General features: G+C 63.1%; 12 protein-coding genes and 1 riboswitch. Of the genes, 4 read left to right on the top strand and 8 right to left on the bottom strand.

Annotation, left to right across the window (positions count from 1 at the left end; genetic code table 11):
* Positions 1-308: 308 nt before the first annotated feature.
* On the bottom strand, positions 309-2,582 hold the full coding sequence (locus tag RY831_RS25410) for a UvrD-helicase domain-containing protein (RefSeq protein WP_326509174.1): 2,274 nt from the start codon (positions 2,580-2,582) through the stop codon (positions 309-311).
* 83 nt (positions 2,583-2,665) lie between these two features.
* The gene (locus tag RY831_RS25415; RefSeq protein WP_326509175.1) at positions 2,666-3,043 is read right to left on the bottom strand and encodes a cupin domain-containing protein; all 378 of its coding nucleotides are present in this window, start codon (positions 3,041-3,043) and stop codon (positions 2,666-2,668) included.
* Positions 3,044-3,186: 143 nt separating this feature from the next.
* Here RY831_RS25415 and RY831_RS25420 point away from each other — a divergent pair, with 143 nt between their 5' ends.
* Positions 3,187-4,128, top strand: a complete 942-nt coding sequence (locus RY831_RS25420) for a LysR family transcriptional regulator (protein ID WP_326509176.1) — start codon at positions 3,187-3,189, stop codon at positions 4,126-4,128.
* On the opposite strand, the gene thiE is transcribed toward RY831_RS25420, so the two are convergent.
* From thiE to thiC, 5 genes are all read right to left on the bottom strand, one after another.
* Positions 4,071-4,679 (bottom strand): thiamine phosphate synthase, encoded by a 609-nt coding sequence (gene thiE / locus RY831_RS25425; protein ID WP_326509177.1) that lies wholly within the window; start codon positions 4,677-4,679, stop codon positions 4,071-4,073. The two genes, RY831_RS25420 and thiE, sit on opposite strands and share 58 nt — an antisense overlap.
* Positions 4,676-5,467 carry a bifunctional hydroxymethylpyrimidine kinase/phosphomethylpyrimidine kinase gene (gene thiD, locus RY831_RS25430; RefSeq protein ID WP_326509178.1) on the bottom strand — a complete coding sequence of 264 codons (792 nt, stop codon included), beginning with the start codon at positions 5,465-5,467 and terminating at the stop codon, positions 4,676-4,678. The genes thiE and thiD overlap by 4 nt, the downstream gene beginning before the upstream one ends.
* Positions 5,464-6,264: a thiazole synthase gene (locus RY831_RS25435; RefSeq protein WP_326509179.1), complete on the bottom strand. Its 801-nt coding sequence runs from the start codon at positions 6,262-6,264 to the stop codon at positions 5,464-5,466. Before RY831_RS25435 ends, thiD begins: the two co-directional genes overlap by 4 nt.
* 574 nt (positions 6,265-6,838) lie before the next feature.
* On the bottom strand, positions 6,839-7,039 hold the full coding sequence (gene thiS / locus RY831_RS25440; protein ID WP_326509180.1) for a sulfur carrier protein ThiS: 201 nt from the start codon (positions 7,037-7,039) through the stop codon (positions 6,839-6,841).
* 3 nt (positions 7,040-7,042) lie between these two features.
* Positions 7,043-8,956 (bottom strand): phosphomethylpyrimidine synthase ThiC, encoded by a 1,914-nt coding sequence (gene thiC, locus RY831_RS25445; RefSeq protein WP_326509181.1) that lies wholly within the window; start codon positions 8,954-8,956, stop codon positions 7,043-7,045.
* 61 nt (positions 8,957-9,017) lie between these two features.
* Positions 9,018-9,134, bottom strand: a riboswitch (TPP riboswitch).
* A gap of 111 nt (positions 9,135-9,245) precedes the next feature.
* Between thiC and RY831_RS25450 the strand changes: the two genes are divergently transcribed.
* The 3 genes from RY831_RS25450 to RY831_RS25460 all read left to right on the top strand — a co-directional run bounded on the left by RY831_RS25450 (position 9,246) and on the right by RY831_RS25460 (position 13,804).
* A complete protein-coding gene (locus RY831_RS25450) occupies positions 9,246-12,059 on the top strand; it encodes a valine--tRNA ligase (protein ID WP_326509182.1) in 2,814 nt (937 codons plus the stop codon).
* A gap of 90 nt (positions 12,060-12,149) precedes the next feature.
* Complete coding sequence (locus RY831_RS25455; RefSeq protein WP_326509183.1) at positions 12,150-12,611, top strand: DUF2147 domain-containing protein; 462 nt, start codon at positions 12,150-12,152, stop codon at positions 12,609-12,611.
* Between the two features lie 212 nt (positions 12,612-12,823).
* Positions 12,824-13,804 (top strand): phytanoyl-CoA dioxygenase family protein, encoded by a 981-nt coding sequence (locus RY831_RS25460; RefSeq protein WP_326509184.1) that lies wholly within the window; start codon positions 12,824-12,826, stop codon positions 13,802-13,804.
* 52 nt (positions 13,805-13,856) lie between these two features.
* Here the strand turns inward: RY831_RS25460 and RY831_RS25465 are convergent, their stop codons facing one another.
* Positions 13,857-14,687: a 2-keto-4-pentenoate hydratase gene (locus tag RY831_RS25465; RefSeq protein WP_326509185.1), complete on the bottom strand. Its 831-nt coding sequence runs from the start codon at positions 14,685-14,687 to the stop codon at positions 13,857-13,859.
* Positions 14,688-14,789: the final 102 nt, after the last annotated feature.

Here is a 14,789-nt window from a genome sequence, read left to right on the forward strand (position 1 = left end):
TCCTGGGATTCAGGGCAAGGCGAGAGGAGCGCCGTGTGGCGGGCCACACAAGCGAGGAACAACGCTGCCATGCGTCCAAGGCAGGCCTAGGCGACCTTACACCCATTCGCAAGCCGCTCTAGGCATTGCGTTTTGCGGCGTGACGCATTCCGGCCCGCAGGCCGCCATTTTGGATGCAGCGCAGAAATGGCAGTGCATCGCCTGCTCCTTGAACGGGGAAATGAAAAAGAGCCGCATGCAATGCGGCTCTTTTATTGCCGGCAACGGCAGCGTCAACGACATTGCCGCTGCCCCGGCCACCTCGATTTTTATCCGGCGACCCGCTCCAGCTTTGCGATGTTGAGGTCCAGCAGCTTCATGCCATGCTTGCCGAAATTGATATGCGCGCGCGAGTTGGTGCCGCCGCCTTCGATATTGACAATCACGCCTTCGCCGAACTTCTGATGGGAGACAGTTTCGCCGATGCGCCAGCCGACGTCCTTGCGGGCGAAACTTTGCGCGATGTTGTTGGCGCCGACTTCCGGCGCATCGTCCCAGGCGCTCTTCTTGTTGCCGAACCATTGGTGCTGCACCTTCGGCGACAGCCACTTGAGCGCCGCCTCGGGCAGCTCGTCGAAGAAGCGCGACTTCATGTTGTAGCGAGTCTGGCCGTGCAGCATGCGCGTCTGCGAGAAGCTCATGTACAGGCGCTTCTTCGCGCGCGTGATCGCCACGTACATCAGGCGCCGCTCTTCTTCCAGGCCGCCCTGCTCCTGCGCGCTGTTCTCGTGCGGGAACAGTCCTTCCTCGAGGCCGGTGATGAACACCGCATCGAACTCCAGGCCCTTGGCCGAATGCACGGTCATCAGCTGCAGCGCATCCTGGCCGGCCTGCGCCTGGTTGTCGCCGGCTTCGAGCGAGGCATGCGACAGGAAGGCCGACAATGGCGACATCACGGTCACCAGCGGCGCATCGGCATCGATCAGCTCGTCGCCGTTGGGCAGCGGCGTGCCGGCCACTTCCTGCGCCTTCGGGCCGAGGAAGGCGGGCGTGTCGATGCCGAAGCCTTCTTCGTTCACGAACAGCATCGCCGCACTGACCAGCTGCTCCAGGTTCTCGATGCGGTCGGCGCCTTCCTTTTCGGTCTGGTAATGCGGGATCAGGCCGCTCATGTCGAGCATCACCTTTACCATTTCCTGCAGCGGCAGATTCTGGGTTTCAAAGCGCATGCCTTCGACCAGCTTGACGAAGGAACCGAGCGAGCTGCCGGCCTTGCCTGCCACATAAGGCACCGCCGCATAGAGCGAGATGCCGTACTGGCGCGCCGCATCCTGCAGCTGCTCTATGGAGCGCGCACCGATGCCGCGCGTCGGAAAATTCACCACGCGCAGGAAGGCCGAATCGTTGTGCGGATTGTCCATCAGCTGCAGGTAGGCGATCGCATGCTTGATCTCGGCGCGCTCGAAGAAGCGCTGGCCGCCGTACACGCGGTAGGGAATGCCGGCGGTGAACAGAGCATGCTCGATCACGCGCGACTGCGCATTGGAACGGTACAGGATCGCGATCTCGCTGCGCAGCGCGCCTTCGCCGATCAGGCTCTTCGATTGCTCGATGATCCACTGCGCTTCCTGGATATCGCTGCTGGCCTCGTAGATGCGCACCGGTTCGCCGTGGCCGGCATCGGTGCGCAGGTTCTTGCCGAGGCGCTTGCTGTTGTTGGCGATGAGCGTGTTGGCGGTATCGAGGATGTGGCCGTGCGAGCGGTAGTTCTGCTCCAGCTTGATCAGGTTCTGCACCCGGAATTCGCGCTCGAAGGCCACCATGTTGCCGACGTTGGCGCCGCGGAACGCATAGATGCTCTGGTCGTCGTCGCCCACCGCGAACACCGCATTGTGTTCGCCGGCCATCAGCTTGAGCCAGTTGTACTGCAGGTTATTGGTGTCCTGGAACTCGTCGACCAGGATATGCCTGAAGCGCGCCTGGTAATGCTCGCGCAGCGGCTGGTTGCGGCTCATCAGCTCATAGGTGCGCAGCAGCAGTTCGGCAAAGTCGACCACGCCTTCGCGCTGGCACTGGTTGTCATAGGCCTCGTACAGCTGCACGAAACGGCGGTTGTAGTCGTCGTTCGCTTCCACCTCGTGCGCGCGCAGGCCCTGGTCCTTGGCGCCATTGATGAAGTACATCAGGTTGCGCGGCGGATATTTTTCATCATCGACATTCAATGCCTTCAGCAGGCGCTTGATTGCGGCGAGTTGGTCGGCGGAGTCGAGAATCTGGAAAGTCTGCGGCAGCCCGGCGTCGCGGTAATGCGCGCGCAGCAGCCGGTTGCATATGCCGTGAAAGGTGCCGATCCACATGCCGCGTGTATTGATCGGCAACATTGCCGACAGGCGCGACATCATTTCCTTGGCTGCCTTGTTGGTGAATGTCACGGCCAGCACGCCGGCTGGCGAGACCTGGGCGGTCTGGATCAGCCAGGCGATGCGGGTGGTCAGGACGCGCGTCTTGCCGGAGCCGGCGCCTGCGAGAATCAGCGCGGATTGCGCGGGCAGAGTGACGGCGGCGAGTTGCTCGGGGTTGAGATTGTGAAGAAGATTTTGCATCCCCAGATTATAAGCCCGGAGGGGAAGGCCTTCCGGCAATTTCCGTCCCTCCCTTCACGCATGCAACGTGCAGTTTTGGCATCTCATGTGCGCCATGGCAATGCGATCGGAGTGCCGTCGGGAAAATAGGCTTGCACCGGGCTGACGCTGAATACGGCGACGAAGCGCAGCGGCTCCTTGCCGACGCTCAGGATCTGATGCTGGGCATTGGCCGGAATGACAACGATCTGCTCGGCAGTGAAGCGTTCGACGCGGCCGTCGATATGCAGTTCGCCGGTGCCCGCTTCGCACATCACGACTTCCTCGCAATCATGGCGATGCGGCGGCGTGGCAGCGCCCGGCGCCACCGACTGCTGCCAGATCGACATCGCGCGCAGCCCTTCGGCGGCACCGGCCAGCGTGACGTGTTCGATGCCGGGAAAACCGGTCGCTGCCGGTTTGCTCTGGGTAATCACATGCATGTCTGTTCTCCTCGTTCCTGAAAGCCGTCGGCGACGGCATGACAGGCAGTATGCCCATTCCGCGCTGCCACTTGAACAACATGGAATGTCGTAACATTGAAGAAAATATTTCCTCAATCCGCATCAACTACCGGCAGGTCATCATGAGTGGATTCACGCAATTCATTGCCTTCGCCAGCGCAGCCCGGCATCGCAGCTTTGCCCATGCCGGCCGGGAACTCGGCATCACGGCATCCACGGTCGCCAAGCGCATCCTGCGGCTGGAAGAGCAGCTCGGCGTCAAGCTGTTTCACCGGACGACGCGCCAGGTGACGCTGAGTTCGGACGGCGAGGCGCTGTATGCCCGTTGCGAAAAGATTCTTGCCGATATCCATGAACTGGAAACCCTGGCGGCGGGCACCCATGGAGAGCCGCGCGGGGAGCTGCGCATCAATGCGCCGATCACTTACGGCAAGCATGTGGTGCTGCCGGCGGTATCTCGCCTGCTGCAGGCGCATCCGGACCTGAGCGCCGATGTGCGCCTGACGGATCAGTTATGCGATGTGATCAAGGATGGCATCGATGCGGCGGTGCGTATCATGCCGCTGATCGATTCGCGGCTGGCGAGCAAACGGATCGGCTGGCAGCACCTCGTCGTTTGCGGCAGTCCGGATTACCTGGCGCGGCGCGGCAAGCCCAAGCATCCGGCGCAGATGGATGGGCATGCCTTCATCGTGTTTCGCGTTCCCACCTCCGGACGCGAGCGCCCGTTGCAGTTTTCCGTGGATGGAGAGGTGCTGGAACTGCATCCGCGCTACCGGATGCTGATCGATGACGGCGAAGGCATGGTGGAGAGCGCCTGCCACGGCACCGGGCTGATCCAGGTGCCGGATTACATGGCGGCCGAGTCCATTGGCAGCGGCAGGCTGGTGGAAGTGCTGCGGGACTTCCGCCCGCCGCCGCTGCCGGTCAGCATCGTCTGGCCGGGCAACCGCCTGCTGCCCGCCCGCGTGCGGCTGCTGATCGATGCGCTCTCTTCAGGCGCCGATCAGCCGAACAGGACGGCAAATCCGCGCGCCGCCGATTCCGGATCGTTGGCCATGTAGACGCTGCTGATGGCGGCCACCATGTCGGCGCCGAGCACCACCAGGGGCGTGCAGTTTTCCTGCGTCATGCCGCCGATCACCACCGCCGGCAAGGGAATCTCGGCCTTGGACTGCGCGACGATCTCGGGCGGCGTCTTCATGTCGTATTTCTTCACCCGAGACGGATAAAAGCCGCCGAAAGCGACATAGCTGGCGCCGGCCGCGTGCGCTTCGCGCGCCAGCTGCAGCGTGCCGTAGCAGGATGCGCCGACGATTTTGTCCGGTCCCACCGCGGCGCGCACCTCGGCCACCGAGGCATCGGTGCCGCCGACATGGATGCCGTCGGCGCCCAGCTCGATGCACAGCTCGACATGGTCATTGATGATGAAGGGCTTGCCATGCTCCCTGCACAAGGCCTGCAGCGCCGCCGCCTGCTCCTTCCGCAATTGGGGCGACGCCGACTTGTGCCGGTACTGCACCAGCGCCGCGCCGCCGCGCAGGCCGGCCTCGGTGACCTGCAGCAGCTTCTGCGTATCGTCCCAATCGGGCGTGACGAGATATAAACCTTTCATGTCCTGTTCTCCAGAGTGATGCCGCGGTCGGGCATGCGCTGCCCGTCGGCGATGGCATAGGCGGACGCCAGCGCATGCTGGCAATACGATTGTCCCTGGTCGAGCGCGTCACGCATCGGCATGCCGCGCGCCAACAATGCCGCGATGGCAGATGCCAGCGTACAGCCGCTTCCGTGATAGCCGCCGTCGAGGCGCGGCCAGGTCCAGGTGCGCTGATCGCTTCTTGAAAACCAGCGGTTGACCACGTCCGGGCCCTCGCCGTGCCCGCCCTTGATCAAGACGTTGCGGCAGTGTTCCAGCAACAGTCCGGCCTGGGATTCCGCGCGTTGTTCTCCATCGCACAGCGCCGCGGCTTCCGGCAGGTTGGGCGTCACAAGGGTAGCCAGCGGCAGCAGCCGCAGGATGGTCTCGCGCGGATCGTCCGCCGACAGCCTGTCGCCATGCCCGCTGGCCAGCACCGGATCTAGCACCACGTGCAGGTTTGGACGGCGCTGCCTGAGCAGGCCGATCGCCTCGGCGATCGCTTCCGCGTTGGCCCCGTTGCCGACGATGCCGATCTTGACCGCGGCGATGTCCATCTTGTCGATCAGGGCCTTTGCCTGCTGCAGCACCAGGTCGGCCGGCGTCGGGTGGATCCGGTAGACGCGGTCGTTGTCCTGCACCGTCAGCGCGGTGATCGATGTCAGCGGATGCGCGCCCAGCGCGGCGGTCGCCTGCACATCGGCCTGGATGCCCGCGCCGCCGCTGGGGTCGGAGCCGGCAAACACGAGAACGCTGGGGCGAATCACGTTGCGCGGCCTTCCATCGGCGACGACGGCGAAGCACTGAAGCGCTTCGGTATGCGCCCGGCGAGATAGGCTTCGCGGCCTGCCTCGACCGCCAGCTTCATCGCGCGCGCCATGCGGATCGGATCTTTCGCGCCGGCGATCGCGGTGTTCATCAGCACGCCGTCGCAGCCGAGCTCCATCGCAATCGCCGCGTCGGACGCGGTGCCGACGCCGGCATCGACCAGCACCGGCACCTTCGACTGCTCGATGATCAGCGACAGGTTCCACGGGTTGAGGATGCCCATGCCGGAACCGATCAGCGAGGCCAGCGGCATGACGGCCACGCAGCCGATGTCTTCGAGCATTTTGGCCTGGATCGGATCGTCGCTGCAGTACACCATCACGTCGAAGCCGTCCTTGACCAGCGTCTCGGCCGCTTTCAGGGTTTCCGGCATGTTGGGGAACAGCGTTTTTTCATCGCCCAGCACTTCCAGCTTGACCAGCTTGTGACCGCCCAGCAGTTCTCGCGCGAGCTGCAATGTGTAGACCGCGTCCTTGGCGTTGTAGCAGCCGGCGGTGTTGGGCAGGATGGTGTACTGCGACGGCGGCACCACGTCGAGCAGGCTGGGCGCCTTCGGATCCTGCCCGATGTTGACGCGGCGGATCGCCACGGTAATGATTTCGGCGCCGCTGGCCTCGGTGGCCAGTCGGGTCTGCTCGAGGTCGCGGTACTTGCCGCTGCCCACCAGCAGGCGCGAGCGGTAGGTCTTGCCGGCGATGGTGAGGCCTTCGGATTGGGATTGCTGCGGATTGCTCATGGTGCTCTCCTGTTACATCTGCCGTTCTTTGTAGGAGGAACGGAAAAAATTGAAATGCTTCTGCCGAAGTTTTGCTTGGTCTGTCTTGTTTCTCATGCAAATCGGATTCTGCAGGTGCATGCAGTGCATTATGAAACCCTCGCTCCCGTCCACGTCGCCGCTTGCAAGCCGCTCCGAGTCCGCGAGCGCAACGCATGCGTTGCGAAACCCTCGCTCCCGTCCACGTCGCCGCTTGCAAGCCGCTCCGAGTCCGCGAGCGCAACGCATGCGTTGCGAAACCCTCGCTCCCGTCCACGTCGCCGCTTGCAAGCCGCTCCGAGTCCGCGAGCGCAACGCATGCGTTGCGAAACCCTCGCTCCCGTCCACGTCGCCGCTTGCAAGCCGCTCCGAGTCCGCGAGCGCAACGCATGCGTTGCGAAACCCTCGCTCCCGTCCACGTCGCCGCTTGCAAGCCGCTCCGAGTCCGCGAGCGCAACGCATGCGTTGCGAAACCCTCGCTCCCTCCCCTTGAAGGGGAGGAAACATCCTTTATCAGCGCGTCAGTATGCGGAAGCAGGTATGGAAACTTTAAACATCACCCACCCCCGATCGCCCGCACGATATCCACGCAATCATCCGGCCGCAGCATCCGCTCCATCCACAAGTGCCGCGGCACCACTTCGCGATTGATGGCCACCGCGAGCGACTTGCCGGCGAGGTCCAGCGCAGCGATCAGCCCTTGCACGTTTTCGTTGTCGGCGACCGCATGCGGCGCTCCGTTCAACTGGATCTGCATGGCTTACTGCTTGCGGTAGAGTTCGGCGCCGGACTTGACGAATTCCACCGCCTTGACTTCCATCCCCTTCTTCAGCGCCTGCTCGTCCGAAATGCCCTGGCTGGCCGCATAATCGCGCACATCCTGGGTGATCTTCATCGAGCAGAAATGCGGTCCGCACATCGAGCAGAAGTGGGCCACCTTGGCGGAATCCTTGGGCAGGGTCTCGTCGTGGAATTCGCGCGCCTTGTCCGGGTCGAGGCCGATGTTGAACTGGTCTTCCCAGCGGAATTCGAAACGCGCCTTCGACAGCGCGTTGTCGCGGATCTGCGCACCCGGATGGCCCTTGGCCAGGTCGGCGGCATGCGCGGCCAGCTTGTAGGTGATGATGCCTTCCTTGACGTCGGCCTTGTTCGGCAGGCCGAGATGCTCCTTCGGCGTGACGTAGCACAGCATCGCGGTGCCGTACCAGCCGATCATCGCGGCGCCGATGCCGGAGGTGATGTGGTCGTAGCCGGGTGCAATGTCGGTGGTCAGCGGGCCCAGCGTGTAGAACGGCGCTTCATGGCAGTCCTTGAGCTGCAGCTCCATGTTTTCCTTGATCAGGTGCATCGGCACATGGCCGGGGCCTTCGATCATCACCTGCACGTCGTGCTTCCATGCGATCTGGGTCAGTTCGCCCAGCGTCTTCAGCTCGCCCAGCTGCGCCTCGTCATTGGCGTCGTAGATCGAGCCGGGACGCAGGCCGTCGCCGAGCGAGAAGGACACGTCGTAGGCCTTCATGATTTCGCAGATGTCTTCGAAATGCTCGTACAGAAAGGATTCCTTGTGATGCGCGAGGCACCATTTCGCCATGATCGAGCCGCCGCGCGAGACGATGCCGGTCATGCGCTTGGCTGTCAGCGGCACGTACTGCAGGCGCACGCCTGCGTGGATGGTGAAGTAGTCCACGCCCTGCTCGGCCTGCTCGATCAGCGTGTCGCGGAAGATTTCCCAGGTCAGGTCCTCGGCCTTGCCGTTCACTTTTTCCAGTGCCTGGTAGATCGGCACCGTGCCGATCGGCACCGGCGAATTGCGGATGATCCATTCGCGGGTTTCATGGATGTGCTTGCCGGTCGACAGGTCCATCACCGTGTCGCCGCCCCAGCGGATGGCCCAGGTCATCTTCTCGACTTCCTCGCCGATCGAGGAGGTGACGGCCGAGTTGCCGATGTTGGCATTGATCTTTACCAGGAAATTGCGGCCGATGATCATCGGCTCGATTTCCGGATGGTTGATGTTGGCGGGAATGATGGCGCGGCCGCAGGCGATTTCGGAGCGAACGAATTCCGGCGTGATCTCGGCCGGAATCGCGGCGCCGAAGCTCTGGCCCGGATGCTGGCGGCCCATCAGGTCGGCCAGCTTCTGGCCCATCGGGCCGGACGCCTTGAGTTCTTCGAGATATTCCCTGCGGCGCAGGTTTTCGCGGATGGCGATGTATTCCATCTCCGGCGTGATGATGCCCTGGCGCGCATAGTGCATCTGCGATACGTTCTTTCCGGGCAGCGCGCGGCGCGGCTTGCGATGCAGGTTGAAGCGCAGCTCGGCGAGCTTGGGATCGTTCAGGCGCTCGATGCCGTATTTCGATGTCGGTCCGGGCAATTCCTCGGTGTCGTTACGCTCGGCGATCCACTTCGCGCGCATTGCCGGCAGGCCGGAACGGATGTCGATCTGCGCCTGCGGATCGGTGTAGGGGCCGGAAGTATCGTAGACATAGATCGGCGGATTCTTTTCGGCGCCGAAGGATGCCGGCGTGTCGGACTGGCTGATCTCGCGCATCGGCACGCGGATATCGGGGCGGGAACCTTCGACGTAGATCTTGCGGGAATTCGGCAGCGGCTGGATTGCGGCTTCGTCAACCTTGGCGGTCGCGGCGAGGAATTGGGGATTGGCGTTCATGTTGCTCCTTTGCTAAAACGAAAAAGCGAAGGAGCGGCGGAAGGATGGTGCGTAGACAACGCATTTATTCCGGGTGCTTCCCTTCGCTGGCATTATCCAGATCAGGTTCAAGGGTATTTCTCACCCGGCGCGCATTGGCAATCTATTGCAATGCTGGCCAGGACCCCTAGCAGGTAGTCATCAAGGAGCAGGCTCCGTAACGACTTCGGCGAATTATACGCGCATCCGCACCGATGTCGGCATGCGCCTCATTTATAATGCCTAGTTTCGCAGAAACATAAGTCAAATCATGGAATTAGCCAAGTCTTTCGAGCCCGCCGAGATTGAGAAACACTGGCGCACCCTATGGGAACAGCGCGGTTACTACACCGCGACCACGGATGCCGGCAAGCCTGCGTTCTCCATCCAGTTGCCGCCGCCCAATGTCACCGGCACGCTGCACATGGGCCATGCATTCAACCAGACCGTGATGGATGGCCTGACCCGCTATTACCGCATGCGCGGCCACAACACCGCCTGGATCCCGGGCACCGACCATGCCGGCATCGCCACCCAGATCGTGGTCGAGCGCCAGCTGGATGCGCAAAAGATTTCCCGCCACGACCTCGGCCGCGAGAAATTCCTGGAAAAGGTTTGGGAATGGAAGGAGCATTCCGGCTCCACCATCACCGGCCAGATGCGCCGCATGGGCGCCTCCACCGACTGGAGCCGCGAATACTTCACGATGGACGAGAAGATGTCCAAGGCGGTTTCCGAAGTGTTCGTGCGCCTGTACGAGCAGGGCCTGATCTACCGCGGCAAGCGCCTGGTCAACTGGGACCCGAAGCTGCTGACTGCGGTGTCCGACCTGGAAGTGGTGTCGGAAGAGGAAGACGGCCACATGTGGCACATCAGGTATCCGCTCGCCGACGGCAGCGGCCACATCACGGTGGCGACCACGCGTCCGGAAACCATGCTGGGCGACGTCGCGGTCGCGGTCGATCCGACGGATGAGCGCTACACCCCGCTGCTCGGCAAGCTGCTGACATTGCCGCTGACCGGCCGCCAGATCCCGATCATCGCCGACGAGTATGTCGACAAGGAATTCGGCACCGGCTGCGTGAAGATCACGCCCGCGCACGACTTCAACGACTATGCGGTCGGCCAGCGCCACAACCTGGAAAAGATCAGCATCTTCACGCTCGACGCGAAGATCAACGAGAACGGCCCTGCGAAGTACCAGGGCATGGACCGCTACGACGCGCGCAAGCAGATCGTGGCCGACCTCGAAGCCGAAGGCCTGCTGGAGTCGGTCAAGCCGCACAAGCTGATGGTGCCGCGCGGCGACCGCACGAATGTCGTGATCGAGCCGATGCTGACCGACCAGTGGTTCGTCGCGATGAGCAAGCCGGCTCCGGAAGGCACGCACTTCCCCGGCAAGTCGATCGCCGAAGTGGCATTGGAAAAAGTCTCCGGCGGCGAAATCAAGTTCGTCCCCGAGAACTGGACCACTACCTACAACCAGTGGCTCAACAATATCCAGGACTGGTGCATCTCGCGCCAGCTGTGGTGGGGCCACCAGATTCCCGCCTGGTATGACGACGAAGGCAACATCTACGTCGCCCGCAGCGAGGAAGAGGCGAAGGCCCAGGCCGGTGGCAAGGCATTGAAGCGCGAATCCGATGTGCTCGACACCTGGTTCTCGTCGGCGCTGGTGCCCTTCTCCTCGCTCGGCTGGCCGGAAGAGACGCCCGACTACAAGACCTTCCTGCCGTCGTCGGTGCTGGTCACCGGCTTTGACATCATCTTCTTCTGGGTGGCGCGCATGGTCATGATGACCACCCACTTCACCGGCAAGGTGCCGTTCGAGACCGTGTACGTGCACGGCCTGGTGCGCGACGCGTCGGGCCAGAAGATGTCCAAGTCCAAGGGCAACACGCTCGACCCGATCGACCTGATCGACGGCATCGATGTCGAGTCGCTGGTCGGAAAACGCACCACCGGCCTGATGAATCCGAAGCAGGCGGAAAGCATCGCCAAGGCCACGCGCAAGGAATTCCCGAACGGCATTCCCGCCTTCGGCACCGATGCATTGCGCTTCACGATGGCCAGCTATGCCTCGCTCGGCCGCAACATCAACTTTGACCTGAACCGCTGCGAAGGCTACCGCAACTTCTGCAACAAGCTGTGGAACGCGACCCGCTTCGTGCTGATGAATACCGAAGGCAAGGACTGCGGCTTCGACGGCGCCTCCTGCGGCGAAGGCGGACGCGACTTCTCGCAGGCCGACCGCTGGATCGTGTCGCTGCTGCAGCGCACCGAGGCCGAAGTGGAAAAGGGCTTCGCCGACTACCGCTTCGACAACATCGCCTCGGCCATCTACAAGTTCATCTGGGACGAGTACTGCGACTGGTACCTGGAAGTCGCCAAGGTGCAGATCCAGACCGGCAACGAAGCCCAGCAGCGCGCCACCCGCCGCACCCTGCTGCGCGTGCTGGAAACCGTGCTGCGCCTGGCGCATCCGATCATCCCGTTCATCACCGAGCAGCTGTGGCAGAAGATCGCGCCGATGACCGACCGCCAGCTCGATCCGAACGGCGAATCGATCATGCTGCAAGCCTATCCGCGCCCCAGCGCCGACAAGCTCGACGAGAAGGCGGAAGCCTGGATGGCCCAGCTGAAGTCCATGACCGATGCCTGCCGCAACCTGCGCGGCGAGATGCAGCTGTCGCCGGCGCAGCGCGTGCCGCTGGTCATCGAAGCGTCCGCGGATGCCAAGGCCGAGGCGCAATCCTTCGCGCCCTACCTGCAGGCGCTGGCCAAGCTGTCGGAAGTCCAGGTGGTCGATGCGCTGCCGGAATCGCCGGCGCCGGTGTCGGTAGTCGGCACCGCCAAGCTGATGCTCAAGGTGGAAATCGATGTCGCCGCCGAACGCGAGCGCCTGAGCAAGGAGATCACGCGCCTCGAAGGCGAGATCGCCAAGGCCAACGCCAAGCTCGGCAATGAAAGCTTCGTCGCCCGCGCGCCCGCGCAGGTCGTGGCGCAGGAAAAGGAGCGCGTCGCCGCCTTCGGCGCCACGCTCGACAAGCTGCGCGAACAGTTTGGCAAACTGCAAAAGAGCTGAAACGCCAGCGCGTAGTATCGGAATCTGCACCGCCGGTTGATTGATGGCCGGCGGCGCGGATCCTGTCCAACCAGAGGAGACAAACCTGACATGAGAAAAACATTTCTGTCCACGTTCGGCAGCTTCGCCGCGCTGGCACTGACCGCCTCGCTCGCATGGGCGCAGGACGCCTCGCCGGTCGGGCTGTGGAAGACCATCGACGACGAGACCGGCAAGCCGAAATCGCTGGTGCGCATCACGGAAAGCAACGGTGAACTGCGCGGCAAGGTTGAGAAACTGTTCCGCGACGCCGGCGAAGACCAGAATCCGAAATGTGAAAAATGCGAGGATGTGCGCAAGGACCAGCCCATCATCGGCATGACCATCATCACCGGCATGAAGAAAGATGGCGACGCCTATAACTACAGCGGCGGCCAGATCCTGGACCCGGCCAGCGGCAAGATCTACAAGAGCAAGATGTCGCTGGGCGACGGCGGCAAGAAGCTGGATGTGCGCGGTTATGTCGGCGTGCCAATGCTCGGCCGCACCCAGACCTGGGTGCGCGCCGAATAAGGCGGCATCGGCAATCGCACTATGGGGCGCCGGATGGCGCCCTTTTTTCATCCTGCCGCTGCGGGCAATCCGTAAATGCCTGTGCCCCTCGGAACCGCCGCGGCCTCCCCCGCCACTGATGAAAAGGCAGGCGCGCTTCGCCTGCCGCCGCTCCATCGGCCGGTCCTTCATGGACGGTGCCGGGCAGAGTTCAACACAACGGGGGAACCGGGATGAATACAGCAACTGAACCGCGCCTGTCCGCGCCGCTCGCGCAGGCGGCAGACGAGTCATTCTGGCGAGCACTTCATCCCGACCTGCATATCAGTCCGCTCCCGCTGGCCGCCAAGCTGGCGGGCGCCTCTCCTATCTCCGGGCCGGTCGCCGAACGCTGCGCGCAACGCATGATCAAGGACGGTTATTTCGACACGCCGCCCATCATGTCCCAGGCCCGGGCGGCCAGGCTGGCCGGTGTCGTCGGCGACCTCGCCGCCCGGGGCATCGCACCGGTATTCGCCTTTGTCTACGATGAATTCTGGCAAATGGCCTGCGGGATGAGTCCCGTATTGGCTTCCCTGCTGGGCGACGATTTTCAGATGACACCCAGCGATATCTGGGCCTGGCATGTCACGCCATCTTCAACTGCCGCCGGCTGGGGCCCGCACCGGGACATGTTCGCCGGCGAAGCCGTGCGGGAAGACGGGCGGCCGCGGGTGGTCAATGTGTGGATGCCGCTGACGGATGCGACCCCGCTCAATTCCTGCATGTATGTGCTGCCGATGCGGCACGACCGCAATATTCCCGGGAACCTGGAGGAAGCCCCCTCGTTCGGCAATTTCATGGCCATCCAGAATATTCGCGCCGTGCCCGCGGCAGCCGGCTCGGCGCTGGGATGGAATACGCATGTGATGCACTGGGGAGGCCGCAGCACCGAATGGGCGGAACAGCCGAGGATCAGCGTCGCGATCTTTTTCCACAGCCGGGATTGTCGGCTCAACGACATCGATTACGACCGCGCGCGGGAAGGATTTGCCTCGCAGGATTTCGGCCACCGCTTCGAGATGCCGTTCGCCAGCCGCCTGCGCGCCATTGCGGGCGCCATCTGTCTCTACCACCAGAAGGTGAGAATCGACTTTCCCCACGCCTGGCAGGACTTGTACGCTTTTTCGGAAAAATACATCGGCGCCTGGTCAGGCAGCGCCGCAGGCCGCTGAGGCCTGTGCCTTTGGACCTGCCCGGCAATGCGTTCCGGGCGAACGATGCACTTCAGACGAAGGAAATCGTCAGGCCCGGCAGGCTCAGGCCGGAAAAGGCCGAGGTCCAGGTTTCTCCCGGCTTGATCGGGCAGACATCGGTCCAGGTGCCGGTGGTGATGATTTCACCCGCCGCCAGCCCGGAAAACTGCGGCTGCTGGTTCAGCAACTGATGCAGGTGCCACAACGCGTGCAGCGGGCTGCCCAAAACGTCGCTGCCGAAACCGGCCGAGCGCAACTCGTCGCCGCAGGACAGAGACAGGCTGGCGTTGGCGAGCACTTCGCCGAGGCTGCGCCGGCTGGCCTCGGACAGTATCTTCGGTTCGCCGACGATCAGCGCGCCATGCAAGCCGAAGGCGGCGATCGAATCGGCCATCTCGAATTTCCAGTCCGGAAACGGACAGGTGACGATCTCGAATGCATGCGCCATCCATTCGATGCACTGGGCCAGTTCTTCCATCGTGGCGTCCGGCGCCGGCGTCGACCCCAGCTTGAATACCAGTTCCGGCCCGATGCGCGGCTGCTGCGCGCCGAGCAGGCTCTGGATGCCGCGGTTGTCTTCGGTAAAGCGCACCGTCTCGTTGAAGACCGGAGTCCAGATCGGCATGCTGATCGGTTCCTGCTGCCCGTATTTCGACCAGATCTTGCGGTTGGCAAAACCGATCTTGCGGCCCGCCAGCGTCTCGCCCTGGGCAATGCGCACATCCATGATGCAACGGATGATGTCGTAGCTGTCGGCAATGGAAAGCGGAGACTGGGCGGACAGGGGCGGCATCAATTGCGCCTGCGCACGCGCATCAAGCAGTTGATACGCGTAACGATTGGCTTGCGTGGACATGAGCATGGTGGAACTCGATCGGAGCTGGGGAACGGGTTGAACACCGCAACCCGAGACAAACCCTGAACTCTACCGTTCAGAGGCATCACAGGCTTGCGCTTTCTCAAA

It is taken from the genome of Noviherbaspirillum album (assembly GCF_035916955.1).
In the GTDB taxonomy this organism is placed as follows: Bacteria; Pseudomonadota; Gammaproteobacteria; order Burkholderiales; family Burkholderiaceae_D; genus Noviherbaspirillum; species Noviherbaspirillum album.

Coding starts and splice junctions, on each gene's coding strand:
- RY831_RS25410 (WP_326509174.1), bottom strand. CDS start 2,582: ATGCAAAATCTTCTTCACAATCTCAACCCCGAGCAACTCGCCGCCGTC.
- RY831_RS25415 (WP_326509175.1), bottom strand. CDS start 3,043: ATGCATGTGATTACCCAGAGCAAACCGGCAGCGACCGGTTTTCCCGGC.
- RY831_RS25420 (WP_326509176.1), top strand. CDS start 3,187: ATGAGTGGATTCACGCAATTCATTGCCTTCGCCAGCGCAGCCCGGCAT.
- thiE (WP_326509177.1), bottom strand. CDS start 4,679: ATGAAAGGTTTATATCTCGTCACGCCCGATTGGGACGATACGCAGAAG.
- RY831_RS25435 (WP_326509179.1), bottom strand. CDS start 6,264: ATGAGCAATCCGCAGCAATCCCAATCCGAAGGCCTCACCATCGCCGGC.
- thiS (WP_326509180.1), bottom strand. CDS start 7,039: ATGCAGATCCAGTTGAACGGAGCGCCGCATGCGGTCGCCGACAACGAA.
- thiC (WP_326509181.1), bottom strand. CDS start 8,956: ATGAACGCCAATCCCCAATTCCTCGCCGCGACCGCCAAGGTTGACGAA.
- RY831_RS25450 (WP_326509182.1), top strand. CDS start 9,246: ATGGAATTAGCCAAGTCTTTCGAGCCCGCCGAGATTGAGAAACACTGG.
- RY831_RS25455 (WP_326509183.1), top strand. CDS start 12,150: ATGAGAAAAACATTTCTGTCCACGTTCGGCAGCTTCGCCGCGCTGGCA.
- RY831_RS25460 (WP_326509184.1), top strand. CDS start 12,824: ATGAATACAGCAACTGAACCGCGCCTGTCCGCGCCGCTCGCGCAGGCG.
- RY831_RS25465 (WP_326509185.1), bottom strand. CDS start 14,687: ATGCTCATGTCCACGCAAGCCAATCGTTACGCGTATCAACTGCTTGAT.